Source organism: Luteibacter sp. dw_328, from assembly GCF_018449605.1.
Taxonomy (GTDB): domain Bacteria; phylum Pseudomonadota; class Gammaproteobacteria; order Xanthomonadales; family Rhodanobacteraceae; genus Luteibacter.
This window is the reverse complement of record NZ_JAAVUW010000011.1, coordinates 72,489-88,256: the sequence shown is the minus strand read 5'-3', so window position 1 is coordinate 88,256 and position 15,768 is coordinate 72,489. Positions and strand designations below refer to the sequence as shown.

The following is a 15,768-nucleotide window of genomic DNA, read 5'->3' as shown; positions in this document are numbered from 1 at the left end:
GCGCGGATTTTCTAGCGCGGCCCGCCGCAATACCGACGAACCGATGTGAGGACTTTCCTTTGAGCGACCTGGTACTTTGGCTCGACGCGCTGCGCATGACCGATCTGGGCAAGGTAGGCGGCAAGAACGCCTCCCTTGGCGAGATGATCGGCAACCTGGCGAAACTGGGCGTGTCCGTTCCGGGTGGCTTTGCCACCACGGCCGACGCCTTCCAGACCTATCTCGAAAAGAGCGGCCTCGCCAAGCGCATCCAGAAACGTCTGGCCACGCTGGACGTGGACGATGTGGATGAACTGGTCCGTGGCGGCAAGGAGATCCGCGGCTGGATCGTCGATACCGCCCTGCCCGCCGATCTCGAGCAGGCGATCCGCGACGCCTACATCAAGCTCTGCAAGGATGCCGGCGCCGACGATATCGCCGTGGCCGTGCGCTCGTCCGCCACGGCGGAAGACCTGCCCGACGCCTCGTTCGCCGGTCAGCAGGAAACCTTCCTCAACGTGGTCGGCATCGACGACGTGCTGCACAAGGTGAAGGAAGTCTTCGCCTCGCTCTATAACGACCGCGCCATCGCTTATCGCGTGCACCAGGGCTTTAAGCACGAGGATGTCTTCCTCTCCGCCGGCGTGCAGCTGATGATCCGCTCGGATGTCGGCGCCTCCGGCGTGCTGTTCACCCTCGACACCGAATCCGGCTTTCGCGACGTCGTCTTCGTCACCGGTTCGTACGGCCTGGGCGAGATGGTGGTCCAGGGCGCCGTGAACCCGGACGAGTTCTACGTATTCAAGCCTACCCTGCGCGAAGGCAAGCCGGCCGTGCTTCGTCGCAGCCTCGGCGCCAAGCAGCAGCGCATGGTGTATTCCGACCAGCCCGGCGAGCGCGTGCGCATCGAGGAGACCCCGGTCGACCTGCGTCACCGCTTCTGCATCGAGGACGCCGATGTCGAGGAACTCTCGCGCCAGGCGCTGATCATCGAGAAGCATTACGGCCGCCCGATGGACATCGAGTGGGCGAAGGACGGCAACACGGGCAAGCTCTACGTCGTCCAGGCGCGCCCGGAGACCGTGAAATCGCGTGCCACCACGACCACGCTCGAGCGCTTTCAGCTCAACGAAAAGGGCAAGGTACTCACCGAAGGTCGCGCCATCGGCCAGAAGATCGGCTCGGGCAAGGCGCGCGTGATCCGCTCCCTGGCCGATATGAGCAAGGTGCAGCCGGGCGACGTACTCGTGGCCGACATGACCGACCCCGACTGGGAGCCGGTAATGAAGCGCGCCGCGGCGATCGTTACCAACCGCGGCGGCCGTACCTGCCACGCGGCGATCATTGCCCGCGAGCTCGGCGTACCGGCGGTCGTCGGCTGCGGTAACGCGCTGGAGACCATTCCGGACGGCGCCGAAGTCACCGTGTCCTGCGCCGAAGGCGATACGGGCACGATCTACGAGGGCCTGCTCAAGTTCGACCGCATCACCGCCGACCTCGGCGCGATGCCCGAGGCGCCGCTCAAGATCATGATGAATGTGGCCAACCCCGAGCGCGCATTCGACTTCGGCATGCTGCCGAACGCCGGCATCGGCCTGGCGCGCCTGGAAATGATCATCGCCAGCCACATCGGCGTGCATCCGAAGGCACTGCTCGAGTACGCCAAGCAGGATCCGGAAACCAAGGCCCGCATCGACGCGCGTATCTACGGCTACAAGGACCCGGTGTCGTTCTATGTCGACCGTCTCGCCGAGGGCATTTCGACCATTGCCGCCTCGGTCTATCCGAAGCCGGTGATCGTGCGCCTGTCCGATTTCAAGTCGAACGAGTACGCCGGCCTGCTCGGTGGTTCGCGTTATGAGCCGCACGAAGAGAACCCGATGATCGGCTACCGCGGCGCCAGCCGTTATGTCGATCCGGGCTTCGCCGATTCGTTCGCGCTCGAGTGCAAGGCCGCCAAGTACGTGCGTGAAACGATGGGCATGACCAATGTGTGGATCATGATTCCCTTCGTGCGCACGCTGGACGAAGGCCGCAAGGTGATCGAGGTGCTGCGCAAGAACGGCCTCGTGCAGGGCGAGAACGACCTGAAGGTCATCATGATGTGCGAGGTCCCCTCCAACGCCTTGATGGCCGACGAGTTCCTCGACATTTTCGACGGCTTCTCGATCGGCTCGAACGACCTCACCCAGCTCACCCTCGGCCTGGATCGCGATTCGAGCATCGTCGCCAACCTCTTCGACGAGCGCGACCCGGCGGTGAAGAAGCTGCTCTCGATGGCGATCAGCACGGCCCGCGCCAAGGGCAAGTACATCGGCATCTGCGGCCAGGGCCCGTCCGATCACCCTGACCTTGCCGAATGGCTGATGGACCAGGGCATCGAATCGGTATCGCTGAACCCGGATACCGTCGTCGATACCTGGCTGCGTCTGGCAAAGAAAAAGGCCGGCTGAAATGACGGCTCCTACCGGGCGTTTTTTTGCTCGGTAGGAGCCGATTCATCGGCGATCGGGTGCTTGTCTCAAACTGGCCCGCTACCGCGGGATCGCCGATGAATCGGCTCCTACAGATCCTGTTGCCAGCGGTTACACAGGCTGGTGTTACATGTGCACGGTCACGCCCGCCGCGCGATAACGCGCCACCACCGCCGCATCCGTATCCGACGCGACCACCAGATGCGAGATGCCGGTGATCGGTGCCGTGTGATGCGTCGCCGACGCCACCAGTTTGTCGGGTGTCGCGATGGCGACCGTCTCGCCACTGGCCTCGATGATCGCCTGCTTGAAGACCGTCTCCTCCTCGTCGTAGGTCCATAGCCCACGCTGTGGATCGATCGCGCACACGCCCGGGAAACACAGGTCCGCGCGAATATCCTGAGCCTGCCGCACGGTGCGCGAGCCAATCGCGCCACCGATCGCGGGATCGAGCTTGCCACCGAGCATGATCACGTCGAATCCCGGCCGCCCCAGCACCGCCAACGCGACATCGGGTGCATTCGTCACCACTGTAAGGTCATGGTGATCGGGGAGCATCTTCGCCAGCACCGTGTTGGTGGAGCCGGCGTCGATGAAGAGGATCTGGCCGGTGCCGACCAGACTTAGCGCCGTGCGGGCGAGCGCTCGTTTCAGCTCGGTACGTTCGGCATGTCGCTCACCCAGGGGCGGGATATTCACGGCAAGCAATGCGCCGCCGTAAACGCGACGGCACAATCCCTGGGCAGCAAGGTCGCGCAGATCACGGCGGATCGAATCTTCCGATACGCGGAATTCCTGGGCGAGATCCGCGGCAATGACTTTTCCGTCGCGCTGCAGGCGTTCGAGGATCAGTTGCTGCCGCTCGCGCGGCAGCGTGGTGTCCGGCGCGTTCATTTCGGCAGGAATCCGAGCTCGATCAGTTCGGCGCGCAACTGGGCCGGGGTATGGAAATGGATGCCGTGGATACCAAGGGCCTCCGCGGCTTCCACGTTGATCTTGTTGTCGTCGATGAAGATGGCGCAGGTCGGGTCGATGTCGTATCGCTCGAGCAGGGTTTCGTAGAGCTTCGGATCGGGCTTGATCATGCCCTCCTCGCCCGACACCACGATGCCGTCGAAGCAGTCGAAGAATGCATATCGCTGACGTGCGATGGGAAAGGTCTCGTGCGACCAGTTGGTCAGGCCATACAAGGGATGCCCTGCGTCCTTGAGCTCACGCAGGATATGCAGGCTGTCGTCGATGGGACCGCCCAGGGTCTCTTCCCAACGATGCTGGTAGGCCGCGATCAGATCGGCCTGGGTGGGATGCTCCGCGGTCAACAAACGCACGGCTTCCTCCCACGGGCGTCCCGCATCCTGCTGCAGGTTCCACTCAGGCGTGGTCACTTCGGCGAGGAAACGCTCCATCCCGGCTTCATCGTCGCCGAACAGCTTGCTGTAGAGGTAGCGGGGATTCCAGTCGACAAGTACCCCGCCGAAATCGAAGATGACCACATTGCGTTTGGAATGCATGGAAGACTCCTTGGATCAGCGGCGCGCGATGGACGCGCAAAGGGATACCACGACGAGCTGGGACGCGACGCCGCCCAGGGCGATCGATAGCGTGCTGGCCTTGGCGACGAAACCGATGACGGCCGGCCCGGCAAGCATTCCGGCGTAGCCCAGCGAGGTAACCGTGGCGATGGCGATGGCGGGCGAGGTGCGGGGCATCCGGCCAGCGGCACTGAACAGCACGGGCACGATGTTCGAGGCACCGATGCCGACCAGAGCAAAACCGAGTAGCGCCGCCGGCCCCCACGGCAGCGTCGTAGCGAGGAAGAAGCCGGCGGCGGCGATCAGGCTACCGATGCGAACGATGTTGACCGGACCCAGTGCAGCGGTGATGCGGTCGCCGAGCAGCCGGCCCACAGCCATGGCGATCGAGAACGCGGCGTAGCCCAGACCGGCCACGGACGGATCGAAGCCGCGTGAGAAACGCAGGAATACGGCGCTCCAGTCGAGCATGGCACCCTCGGCAAGGAACACGACCATGCAGAGGAAGCCGAGAAGAAACACCGCACCGCCAGGCAGACGGAAACGAGCATGCGGTTCACCAGAACCGTCGTCGTGGCGGACGAGGAAGTGCCGCCACTGCGTGGCAACGATGACCAGCAACAGGATCGATACCGCGATCGCACTACCCGTCAGGGGTGAGCCGGCATGCAACAGGGCCGCCATGCCCGCGGAGCCTGCGAGGCCGCCGACGCTGAACAGGCCGTGGAAACCGGACATCATCGGCCTCCCCTGCTGCTTCTCGACATCCACCGCGTGAGCATTCATCGCCACGTCGACGACGCCGATCGACCCACCAAAGAACAGCAAGGCTGCGCCCAGCCACCAGACGCTCGGGGCGAGGGTCAGCAAGGGCAACGCCACGCAGACCAGAAGGCCGCTCACGCCGATCACGTAGCGGTGGCCGAACCGATGACTCAGGAAACCCGCGATAGGCATGGCGATGACCGCACCAAAGCCCATGCACAGCAGCACGAGGCCCAGGGTGGCGTCGTCGAGGGCAAGGCGGGCCTTGGCGTAAGGCACCATCGGTGCCCAACTGGCCATGCCTATGCCGGAGAGGAGAAAGATCAAACGGGTGGCGCGTACGGGATTCATGCGGCTTCCGGGGACGAGGAATGCGCATCAATGTACGTAAACGTGCACAAACGTGCAATAGGGTCTTAAACCCAGTGAAAGCCTTTAGCCATCAGAGCCGCCATACCCACGGCCAGGCTGATGATTGCGCCGAAGAGGAGACGGAAATCCGTGCGCGCCTGATGGCGGACATCGCGGAACTCTGAGCGGACCTCCTTTCGAAAGTCACGCATTTCGCCGCGCATTTCGCCCTTGAATTCGCGCATTTCAGCTTTGAACTCGCCCACATCGGTACGAAGATCGCGAAGATCGTCCTGGATATGCTGGGTGGTGACTTCCAGCCTGCTAAGTCTGTGTTCCATGTCGGCATCCTGCTTTGGCGATGGGGGGCATGCAAGCTGCTCATGGCCAGCCGGCTTAGAGGAAGATGTCGCGCTGGAGGCATGGACGGGGGTCATGGCGGTTCTCTGGGCCTCTCAGACGGCTTATCCCGGGAGTTCGTCCATGGTTTGCCCAATGGCAAGCCATCTCCAGATGCCCTTGCCCTCGCCTTCGTGTAAGGGAAAACCGGATTGAGATAGGGCGACAAGCCCTTGAGTCATCCCGTAATCGAAGCTCCCCCTTGCGCCGCTCTCCTGGCATGTGTACAAATGTACGCATGTCGACACCTACCCTTACCGAGCGTCAGCAAAAGACCCTTTCCTTCCTGCAGGAATACCTGCAGGCGCAAGGGCTCCCGCCGACACTGCGCGAGATCGCCGATGCCCTGGGCTTTTCCAGCCACAGTTCAGCACAGGCCTGTGTCGAGTCTCTGGTCCGTAAAGGCGTGCTCGAGCGCTCCCCGCAGCACCGCGGGCTGCGCATTCCCCCCGGTCTCGCCTCGAGCCTGCGCGGCCAGGCAGCCAACGAGTTGCCGCTGATCGGCCGCGTTGCCGCCGGCTCGCCCATCCTCGCCGAGGAAAACATCGAATCGCAACTGGAAGTCGATCCCGCGCTGTTCCGCCCGCGCGCCGATTACCTCCTGCGTGTCGTCGGCCTGAGCATGCGCGATGTGGGCATCCTCGATGGCGACCTGCTTGCCGTGCATAAGACGGCCGTCGCCACCGATGGCCAGATCGTGGTCGCCCGGCTGGACGACGAAGTCACCGTGAAACGCCTCAAGCACGACCGCAACCGCGTCCTGTTGCTACCCGAAAATCCCGACTTCGAGCCGATCGAAGTCGATCCCCGTCGCCACGCGTTCGCCATCGAAGGGCGTTACGTCGGCATCATTCGCAGGACCTGACCATGAACGCCATCGCCTCCCCGAATCTCGCTCAGGTGCTCGACCATCCCGGTATCTGGCGGCGTTCCGCCGACCGTCAGCCGCGCGTACGCGCGCTGTCCACGGGCTGGACCTCGCTCGACGCGAAACTGCCCGGCGGTGGCTGGCCGCAGGGTGCCCTCAGCGAAATCCTGTTCGAGCATGATGGCCTGGGCGAACTGGATCTGGTCATGCCTGCACTTGCCGCGCTGACCCAGGAGCACCGCCGCGTGATCTTCGTCGCGCCGCCTTATCTTCCCTATGCCCCCGCGCTGGCCGCGGCCGGTGTCGACCTACGCTTTCTGCATGAAATCCATGCCGGCAGCACCGAGGCCGCATGGAGCATGGAGCAGTGCCTGCGCTCGGGCTGCTGCGGCGCCGTGGTCGGCTGGTTGCCCGACATCGACTACCGCAGCCTGCGTCGCCTGCAGCTGGCCGCCGAAACCGGCGACGCCTGCGCCATGCTTTTCCGCCCGGCCACGCACGCCGCGCAGAACAGCCCGGCCGCGCTCCGCCTCAAGGTCAGCAACAGCGACGAGGCCACCTACGTGGATGTCCTCAAGTCGCGTGGCCTGCTGACCACCACCGCTCCGCTGTTGCGCATGCGGGCCTGATGGATCCCGTCATGACGCCGCGTTCCACACGCCGTCGTGACGGACGCTCCGTCGTCGCCCCTCTTCCGCAGCCATGCTTTGGGCCTGTCTCCGTTTTCCCGGCCTGGCGTTCTCCGCCGCCTTCGCCGCGACACCGGAGGCAGGCCCCTCCGCTCTACTCGACGGCCACGCGCGCCAACGCCTGATCGCCGCCGCAAATGAAGAAGCCGCCGCCTTCGGCGTACGCCGTGGGCAAAGCGTCGCCGCCGCACGGGCGCTATGCCCAGCCCTCGATGTGCGCCCACGTGACCGCGATGCCGAAACCCGCCTGCTCGCCGGCATTGCCGCGTGGTGTTACCAGTTCAGCGGTCATGTCAGCCTGGCGCCGCCCCAGGCCATCCTGATGGAAGTCGGTGCCAGCCTTCGTCTTTTCGATGGCTGGCCGGTACTCGCCGAACGCCTGCGTAGCGGATTGCTCGAACAAGGCCATCCGCACACCCTCGCCGCCACGCCCTTTGCTGCCGCCTCGTGGATTTTTGCCGCGAGCGAGGATGGCATGGTGCTGCCGGAACGCGAGGGCGTACTGCGCATGCTTGCCGCGTTGCCGCTGACCCGGAGCGGACTTTCCGCCAGCATGGTGAAGTCGTTGCAGGCGATGGGCTTCCGTCGCCTGGAAGACATCTTCCGCCTGCCCCGTCCCGAATTGACCCGACGCATCGGTCGCGATGGCGTGGCATGGCTCGACCGCATCCGTGGCCAGTCGGCGCATGCCCTGCCCGCCTGGCAACCACCGGCAAGCTTCCTGCAGAGAATCGAATTCGACAGTGAACTCGACGGCAGCCAGCCGTTGCTGTTCCCGTTGCGCCGCCTGACCCGTGAACTGGCCAACCTGCTTGCCGCACGCGACGGCGGCGTGCAACGTTTCACCCTGACGCTCGAACACGCGCGTGGCCAAAGCACCCGCATCGTGGTTGCCATGGCGGCACCGCAGCGCGAAGCGGAGCGACTTTTCGAACTGGCCCGTACACGCCTCGAGCGAACCACCCTACCGGCGCCGGCGCGGGCGATCGAACTCGTCGCGGAAGAGCTGCCGGTTTTCCGGCCACCCCTGCGCGACCTGTTCGAACCCGTTCGCGGTGATGGCCTCGACTGGCCGACACTCGACGAGCGGCTGCGCGCACGTCTGGGCGACGCAGCGTTGCGACAGATCGCACTGGTCGCCGACCACCGGCCCGAGCGCGCCATGCGTTATGGCACCCCCGGCCCCGTCGTCTCCCTACCGCGTCGCCGCCGGCCGCTCTGGTTGCTGCCTCGCCCGATGCCCATGCGACCGGATCCGGTCGCCGTCCTTGCCGGCCCCGAGCGAATCGAGAGTGGCTGGTGGGACGGTGCCGATGCGCGTCGCGATTACTACATCGTGCGCACGGTAGAGGGCCAGCAGGCCTGGGCCTACCTGCCGCCCGGCACACTCGACGGCTGGATGCTGCACGGCTGGTTCGCCTGAGTTTCCATGCTTCCCTTCGAACTACCGCCTCCCGCCAACGACGGAGATGCCCCCGCCCCCGCTTATGCCGAGCTGCATGCACTGAGTGACTTCAGTTTTCAGCGCGGTGCATCCAACGCGCGCGAACTGTTCGAACGTGCGAAGGACATCGGTTACGGCGCCTTGGCCATCACCGACGAATGCTCCCTCTCCGGCATCGTGCGTGCGCTGGAGGCCTCGCTGGAAAGCAACCTGCCCCTGATCGTCGGCAGTGAGTTCCGGCTCGAGGACGGCACCGTGCTGGTTCTGCTGGTGGAGAACCAGGCCGGCTATACCGAATTGTGCAGGCTCATCACCCTGGGTCGCCGACGCGCGGCCAAGGGCCACTACGAGCTGCACCGTACCGACATCGAGTCTCTCGCCGGGGGGCTTTGCCTGCTATGGATTCCCGGGCCCCTGAACGCCGCCGACGCCACGCTGCACGACGAGCGCGCCCACTGGGTGGCAAAGCATTTCAGCGAGCGCGCATGGCTTGCCGTCGAGCTGCACCGTGGCCAGCACGACGACGCTGAACTGATGGCTCTGCGCGAGCTTGGCGTGCGTCACGCGTTGCCTTGTGTCGCCGCCGGCGACGTCCACATGCACCTGCGCCGGCGTCGCGCCCTGCAGGACGTCATGACGGCGATCCGGCTCAACCGACCCATCGCCGAAGCAGGCCACGCCCTGTTTCCCAACGGCGAGCGTCACCTGCGCCGGCGCGAGACCCTCGCACGCATCTATCCCGCGGACCTCATCGACGAGACGCTCGTGGTCGCCGCACGTTGCACGGGTTTCGATATCCGCGGCATCAACTACGTCTATCCACGTGAGCTGGTTCCCGATGGCATGGATGCACCGGCCTACCTGCGCCAGCTCACCTATGCCGGCGCCGCCACGCGCTGGCCCGAAGGCATCCCCGAGCGGCTGGTCGAACGCATCGAGAAAGAATTGATGCTCGTCGGCCAGATGCAGTACGAAGCCTTCTTCCTCACCGTGCAGGACATCGTGCGGTTCGCCCGCTCGCGCGAGATCCTCTGCCAGGGCCGCGGCTCGGCAGCGAACTCCGTGGTCTGTTTCTGCCTGGGCATTACCGAGGTCAATCCGGCGCAGATCTCCACCCTCTTCGAACGATTCATTTCGATCGAACGCGATGAGCCGCCGGATATCGATGTCGACTTCGAACACGAACGCCGCGAGGAAGTGCTGCAGTACGTCTTCAACAAATACGGACGCGAACGTGCCGCACTCGCCGCCACCGTGATCAGCTATCGGCGCAAGAGTGCCGCGCGCGATGTGGGTCGCGCGCTTGGCCTGTCGGAAGACCAGCTCGACCAGCTCAGCCATGCCTACTCGCATGCGCATGGCGATGTACCGATCACCGTGCGCCTTCAGGAGCGTGGTTTCGACATCGGCAGCCGGACCCTTCGCCAGCTGGTCGTGCTGGTGGAGGAACTCAACGGCATGCCCCGGCACCTGTCGCAACATGTCGGTGGCTTCGTCATCTCCGACACGCCATTGCACTACCTCGTTCCCGTGGAGAACGCCGCCATGGACGATCGCACGATCATCCAGTGGGACAAGGATGACCTGGAAACGATGAAGCTGCTCAAGGTGGACTGCCTGGCGCTGGGCATGCTCACCTGCATGCGCAAAGCGGTCGAGCTGTTACGCAAGCTTGGCGGTGAGGATTACCGTCGCCTCGCCGACATTCCCATGGACGACCCCGACACCTACACGATGATCCAGAACGCCGATACCGTCGGTGTCTTCCAGATCGAATCACGCGCGCAGATGTCCATGCTGCCGCGACTGAAACCCGCGTGCTATTACGACCTGGTTATCCAGGTGGCCATCGTCAGGCCCGGTCCTATCCAGGGCGGCATGGTCCATCCCTACCTGCAGCGTCGAAAGCTTCCCGCCAGTGAGATCGTCTACGAACACGGCGTGCGACCGGTGCTGGAACGTACGCTCGGCGTGCCGATCTTCCAGGAGCAGGTCATGGCGATCCTGCAGGTCGTCGCGAATTTTACCGCTGGCGAATCGGACGAATTGCGCCGCTCCATGGCGGCATGGAAGCGCCGCGGCGGTCTGCAGAAATTCGAGCCGAGGATTCGCCGCAATATGGCGGAGAACGGATACACACCGGAATTCACCCAGCAGATCATCGACCAGATCCAGGGCTTTGGCAGCTACGGTTTTCCCGAATCGCATTCGGCCGGTTTCGCCCTGATCGCCTATGCGTCCTCCTACATGAAGTGCCACCACCCGGCGGTCTTCACCTGTGCGCTGCTCAATAGCCAGCCGATGGGCTTCTACGCGCCAGCACAACTGGTGGCCGATCTTCGTCGGCATGGCGTGGAAGTTCGCCCGCCGGATGTCACAGCCAGCGACTGGGACTGCACCCTGGAGCGCTTACCGAATACACCCGACACCTTCGCCCTGCGCCTGGGCTTACGACTGATCGGCGGCCTGTCCGCCGATCTCGGTGTGCGAATCGTCGCCGCACGTGCTGAGACACCGTTTCGCGACCTGGCCGATCTCGCCCGCCGCGCCGGCATGAATCGCTTCGAGCGAGAACGCCTTGCCGACGCGGGAGCCTTGCGCGTCCTCAGCGGCCATCGGCATCGCGCACGCTGGGAGAGTTCGGGCATCGAGCGGGCGCTGCCCCTGCTCGACAACGTCGCCGAGGAACGCCCGACCCTGCGACCGCCTACTCTCACGGAAAATGTTTTCGCCGATTACGCCACTCATGGCCTCTCACTTGCCGCACATCCGCTCAGCCTGATTCGCAAGAACTTGCAATCCCGGCGCGTGCGTCGCGCCAGCGAACTCGAAACCACTCGTAACGGGGCCTGGATACGCCACGCCGGCCTGGTCACTGTGCGCCAGCGACCGCAAACCGCGAGCGGCATCACCTTCGTCACCCTGGAAGACGAAACCGGACAGGTCAACGTGATCGTGCGGCCCAGGGTGGCCGAAGCCTGTCGCCAGGCACTGCTCGATGCCGTGCTCCTGGCTGTCGACGGGCAATGGCAGTCGATCGATGGTGTGCGCCACCTGGTAGCGAATCGTCTTCACGATTTCAGTGACCTGCTGCCGGCTTTGGGCTCGGTCTCGCGCGACTTTCACTAGTCCACGCCCTGCTCACACCACGCGTCCCACGCCGTCACTTAACGGATGCTAATTTTCACCTGAACGAACGCCTAGGAAATGCTGCGTTGCAAGAGCAACGTTCATCGAAAAAGGGATAGCGTCTGCATCACGTACTTAGTCCGGGTCACCGGTGAGCGATGCCTACGCGCCGGGTATCGCAATGTTCCTATCGGCGCCACAAGTTCCAGGAGCTACGTCATGCGCAACACGAAACTGATCCTCGCGATGCTGGTTGGTTGTACGGTGATGGGCAGCGCGGCCTTCGCGCAGGATGCTGCCCAAAAAGCGGACAAGAGCGCCACGCCCACGCAGACGAGCAGCGATTCGATGAAGTCGGGCGATTCCTCGATGAAGTCGGACGATTCAATGAAGTCTGGCGATTCGATGAAGTCCGGTACGTCTGACGGCACCATGAAGTCGACCCACAAGAAGACGCACAAGAAGGCTGCCACGGGTGACACGGCGGCTCCGGCCAAGTCGTCCTCGTCGGGCATGTAATCTCACGCGCATGAACGAAAAAACCCGGCGCTGCGAAGCGCCGGGTTTTTTTGTGCGTGCCGCTGGGTTCAGTCGACTTCGGGCAACACGCTGATCTCTTCCTCGCCGAACTTCACCACTTGTCCGGCACGTACCTTGTGCGTCTTGCGCAATTCGACGACACCGTCGACCGTCACAAGGCCATCGGCGACGAAACGCTTGCCTTCGCCACCGCTACCGGCAAGACCGGCGAGCTTCAGCAGCAGGTTGAGTTCGACATACTCGCCTTCGAGGCGGAATTCATGAAACGACATGGCGGGCGGCTTTCGGATGATCGGGTCTGCCATTAGAGCGCAATTCGGCCACCAATGTTGAGGAGCATGAAGTCCTCCTCCGTCAGGCCCGCCTCCGCCAGTGCCTCGCCGAGCAGCCGCGGCGGCTCATCCAGCTGGTCATCGGCCAGTTCGAACACGCCCCAATGGATCGCGATGGAGCGCTTGCAGCCGATCTCCTGGTGCAATTGGACCGCCTGTGCGGGGTCGACGTGCTGCCCCTGCATGAACCAGCGAGGCGCATAAGCGCCAATGGGAATGGCGGCAAGATCGATCGGACCGGCCCGCCGACCGATCTCGGCGAGCCTGTCGGAATAGCCCGTGTCGCCCGCGAACCAGAAACGGAAGCCCTGATGGTTCATGACCCAGCCACCCCAGAGCGAGCGATTACGATCCCACAGCGTTCGCGCACTCCAGTGACGCGCCGGTACGAAGGTGAACATGGCACCCCGAACCTCGGTGCTCGCCCACCAGTCCAGCTCACGGACGTTGCCGATGCCCGCCTTGTCGAACCAGCGCTTCAACCCTAGCGGTACGAGGAAAACGGCCTGAGGGAAACGCCGGGCGAGCGCATGCACCGTCGCGTTATCGAGATGATCGTAATGATTGTGCGAGATCACCACGACGTCGATGGCAGGCAGGCCAGCCACGTCGACGGGCGTTATCGTGCGGCGCGCCGGCCCTGCAAACGAGAGCGGCGAGGCGCGTTGGCCCAGAACCGGATCGGTGAGCACCGTAAGCCCCTGGTGCCGTACCAGGACAGTGGCGTGACCCAGCCACCAGGCGGCATCCTGATGGCCATCGAAGTTAGCAGTCTGCCACCAGCGCCGGGCAAAGGCTTCGTAGCCGGCATCGGGTGGACGGGGCAGCTGTTGCTCCTTGCGCTCCCGACGCCAGCGCTTGAGCCCGCCGGGCGGCCGGATGTCCGGCTCGAGGTTGCGGAATCCTTCCGGTGTGTGGTGTTCCTTGGAACGGTCGAAGAACGGGTTCGTCCAGGCCATGCTCAACCTTGAATGAGAAACGGGTCGCAGAAGACCTGCGGCCCGTTGCCCACTCGTTCAAGGCTCAGTCGACATCGATCCGACGTATCTGGGAGAGCCAGTCCTCGAGGTTGTAGTAGTTGCTGACCCGAAGGATCCTGCCATCGGCGATGTCGAAGAAGGCACCCCCGGGCATGGCATACGACTGGCCCTGAGCGAGAGGAAGCCCTTCGTCGGTAGCCTTGTACACACCGTGGATGATGTATTCCGCCGCCGCCCGGGTGCCGGTCTCGTTGACCATGACCACGACGTTTTTAAGCTGCTCGTCATAGCTGGCGGTCGTACGCTGGAGGAAAGCAGCGAAACGTTCACGCCCGACTTCGCGGCCGCTCTGGTTCAGGTCATGAATGACGTGCTCGTCCAACAGGGCCAGCATGCCTGGCCAGTCGGCACGGTTGAATGCCTCGTGATACCGGCGGATCAGGTCGATCGATGCATTCATCGGCAAGCTCAGTAAATGATGACGGAGCGGATGGCCTTGCCCTCGTGCATGAGGTCGAAGGCGCGATTGATGTCTTCCAGCCCCATCGTATACGTGATCATCGGATCGATCTTGATCTCACCACCCATATAACGGTCTACGTATCCTGGCAGCTGGCTGCGGCCCTTCACGCCACCGAACGCCGAACCGCGCCACACGCGCCCGGTGACCAACTGGAACGGGCGTGTGCGGATTTCCTGGCCGGCGCCGGCGACACCGATGATGATCGACTCGCCCCAGCCCTTGTGACAGCACTCGAGCGCGGCGCGCATCACGTCGACGCTGCCGATGCACTCGAACGAATAATCGACGCCGCCGTCGGTCAGGTCGACGATAACCTGCTGGATCGGCGTGTCCGGGTAGTCGCGCGGGTTGATGCAGTCGGTAGCACCCAACATCTTCGCCATCTCGAACTTCGACGGATTGGTGTCGATCACGATGATGCGCGAGGCCTTGGCCATGACCGCACCCTGCACCACCGAGAGGCCGATGCCGCCCATGCCGAAGACGGCCACGGTCGAGCCGGGTTCCACCTTGGCCGTATTCAGCACGGCACCGATGCCCGTGGTGATCCCGCAGCCCAGAAGGCAGACCTTCTCCAGCGGCGCCTCTTTGCTGATCTTCGCCAGGGAAATCTCCGGCAACACCGTGTACTCGCTAAAGGTGCTGGTTCCCATGTAATGAAGGAGCGGCTTGCCGCCCATCGAGAACCGTGACGTGCCATCCGGCATCAGCCCCTTTCCTTGGGTGACGCGGATCTTCTGGCAGAGGTTCGTCTTGCCCGACAGGCAGAACTTGCACTCGCCGCATTCGGGCGTATAGAGCGGTATAACGTGGTCGCCCGGCTTGAGGGAGGTGACGCCCTCGCCGACTTCCTCCACGATCCCGCCGCCCTCATGGCCGAGGATGACCGGGAAGGCGCCTTCCGGGTCATCGCCCGACAACGTGTAGGCGTCGGTGTGGCACACACCCGTAGCAACGATCCGCACGAGGACTTCGCCCGCCTTCGGACCCTGAACGTCGATTTCTTCGATGGAAAGCGGCTTTCCGGCCTCCCAGGCAACGGCGGCGCGAGACTTCATGGCGGAACTCCTCGTACAAAAGCGGTCAAACCGGCTCGGAGCCGGGGGGATCGTCGATTCTAACTGAACGGTTGCTCACGCCCTACGTGGCAGGCAGTCACCCCTTGAGTTAAACTACGGTTAACAGATGGGGCTCAAACGGCGAACGAAAGGCCACCGCAAGAGACCAGACAGACGCCTCGAACGGCCTCGATAACTTTTTTTTTGAACCTTTTGCTTACACCCGCTGTCCAAGCCTTTAACGCTTGAAAGCCCTTGTAAAGGCTGAGGGCGCCCATACACAGGGGTGCATAGGAAACTGGTTAGTACAGAAATTAAGCCCGAACGTGGCATGACGAAAGACTAACGAACCTATTGTTCACCAAACGAAACGGACCAGTCGCTCAGCGCCTCTCAACACCGGCCTGCAGCAGCGTAAGGTCCCCGTCACGCCAGAGACCGGCGGTGTGGCGTCAGACGATTGATAACCGGTCCCGATAAAGGCTGGGAGAAACGATATGAATGAGCTTCGCAACGATTACGGCATCTCGACGTTCGAGTTCTCGAATGGTTACCGCGCCGCCGACATGGCCGGCATGGACCTGTTCGGTGGCGAAATGGACGGTTACGACTGGCTGGGCGAAGTCGCCAGCCGCCTGAGTGGCGATTCCGTCTAAGACGCTGCTCCCATTCCCCGCTCTCTCATCCGAGATGAGCGAAAGCATC

At 63.6% G+C, this 15,768-nt stretch carries 15 protein-coding genes; 7 read left to right on the top strand and 8 right to left on the bottom strand.

Annotated elements, in window-relative coordinates:
• Positions 1-59 precede the first annotated feature (59 nt).
• A complete protein-coding gene (gene ppsA / locus HB634_RS22215; RefSeq protein WP_213950150.1) occupies positions 60-2,432 on the top strand; it encodes a phosphoenolpyruvate synthase in 2,373 nt (790 codons plus the stop codon).
• Positions 2,433-2,579: 147 nt separating this feature from the next.
• On the opposite strand, the gene HB634_RS22210 is transcribed toward ppsA, so the two are convergent.
• The 4 genes from HB634_RS22210 to HB634_RS22195 all read right to left on the bottom strand — a co-directional run bounded on the left by HB634_RS22210 (position 2,580) and on the right by HB634_RS22195 (position 5,442).
• Positions 2,580-3,347 carry a DeoR/GlpR family DNA-binding transcription regulator gene (locus tag HB634_RS22210; RefSeq protein ID WP_213950149.1) on the bottom strand — a complete coding sequence of 256 codons (768 nt, stop codon included), beginning with the start codon at positions 3,345-3,347 and terminating at the stop codon, positions 2,580-2,582.
• Complete coding sequence (locus HB634_RS22205) at positions 3,344-3,964, bottom strand: HAD family phosphatase (RefSeq protein WP_213950148.1); 621 nt, start codon at positions 3,962-3,964, stop codon at positions 3,344-3,346. The genes HB634_RS22210 and HB634_RS22205 overlap by 4 nt, the downstream gene beginning before the upstream one ends.
• Positions 3,965-3,979: 15 nt before the next feature.
• Complete coding sequence (locus tag HB634_RS22200; RefSeq protein WP_213950147.1) at positions 3,980-5,101, bottom strand: MFS transporter; 1,122 nt, start codon at positions 5,099-5,101, stop codon at positions 3,980-3,982.
• A 65-nt stretch (positions 5,102-5,166) separates the two neighbouring features.
• Positions 5,167-5,442: a hypothetical protein gene (locus tag HB634_RS22195; RefSeq protein WP_213950146.1), complete on the bottom strand. Its 276-nt coding sequence runs from the start codon at positions 5,440-5,442 to the stop codon at positions 5,167-5,169.
• Positions 5,443-5,738: 296 nt separating this feature from the next.
• Here HB634_RS22195 and lexA point away from each other — a divergent pair, with 296 nt between their 5' ends.
• The 5 genes from lexA to HB634_RS22170 all read left to right on the top strand — a co-directional run bounded on the left by lexA (position 5,739) and on the right by HB634_RS22170 (position 12,149).
• Positions 5,739-6,365 carry a transcriptional repressor LexA gene (gene lexA / locus HB634_RS22190; protein WP_063571833.1) on the top strand — a complete coding sequence of 209 codons (627 nt, stop codon included), beginning with the start codon at positions 5,739-5,741 and terminating at the stop codon, positions 6,363-6,365.
• A gap of 2 nt (positions 6,366-6,367) precedes the next feature.
• Positions 6,368-6,997, top strand: a complete 630-nt coding sequence (imuA, locus tag HB634_RS22185; RefSeq protein WP_063571834.1) for a translesion DNA synthesis-associated protein ImuA — start codon at positions 6,368-6,370, stop codon at positions 6,995-6,997.
• A gap of 73 nt (positions 6,998-7,070) precedes the next feature.
• On the top strand, positions 7,071-8,480 hold the full coding sequence (locus HB634_RS22180) for a DNA polymerase Y family protein (RefSeq protein ID WP_213950145.1): 1,410 nt from the start codon (positions 7,071-7,073) through the stop codon (positions 8,478-8,480).
• Positions 8,481-8,486: 6 nt separating this feature from the next.
• On the top strand, positions 8,487-11,630 hold the full coding sequence (locus HB634_RS22175; RefSeq protein ID WP_213950144.1) for an error-prone DNA polymerase: 3,144 nt from the start codon (positions 8,487-8,489) through the stop codon (positions 11,628-11,630).
• Between the two features lie 219 nt (positions 11,631-11,849).
• A complete protein-coding gene (locus HB634_RS22170; protein ID WP_063573271.1) occupies positions 11,850-12,149 on the top strand; it encodes a hypothetical protein in 300 nt (99 codons plus the stop codon).
• 68 nt (positions 12,150-12,217) lie between these two features.
• Here HB634_RS22170 and HB634_RS22165 read toward each other — a convergent pair whose 3' ends face one another.
• From HB634_RS22165 to HB634_RS22150, 4 genes are all read right to left on the bottom strand, one after another.
• Entirely contained in the window at positions 12,218-12,442 is a 225-nt protein-coding gene (locus HB634_RS22165) for an RNA-binding S4 domain-containing protein (RefSeq protein ID WP_063573273.1), read from the bottom strand.
• Between the two features lie 32 nt (positions 12,443-12,474).
• Positions 12,475-13,461, bottom strand: coding sequence for an MBL fold metallo-hydrolase (locus HB634_RS22160; protein ID WP_213950143.1), 987 nt, complete (start codon positions 13,459-13,461; stop codon positions 12,475-12,477).
• Positions 13,462-13,525: 64 nt separating this feature from the next.
• Positions 13,526-13,942, bottom strand: coding sequence for a ketosteroid isomerase-related protein (locus tag HB634_RS22155; protein WP_063573269.1), 417 nt, complete (start codon positions 13,940-13,942; stop codon positions 13,526-13,528).
• Between the two features lie 8 nt (positions 13,943-13,950).
• The gene (locus HB634_RS22150; RefSeq protein WP_213950142.1) at positions 13,951-15,063 is read right to left on the bottom strand and encodes an S-(hydroxymethyl)glutathione dehydrogenase/class III alcohol dehydrogenase; all 1,113 of its coding nucleotides are present in this window, start codon (positions 15,061-15,063) and stop codon (positions 13,951-13,953) included.
• 497 nt (positions 15,064-15,560) lie between these two features.
• Between HB634_RS22150 and HB634_RS22145 the strand changes: the two genes are divergently transcribed.
• Positions 15,561-15,719 (top strand): hypothetical protein, encoded by a 159-nt coding sequence (locus HB634_RS22145; protein WP_157504675.1) that lies wholly within the window; start codon positions 15,561-15,563, stop codon positions 15,717-15,719.
• Positions 15,720-15,768 lie beyond the last annotated feature (49 nt).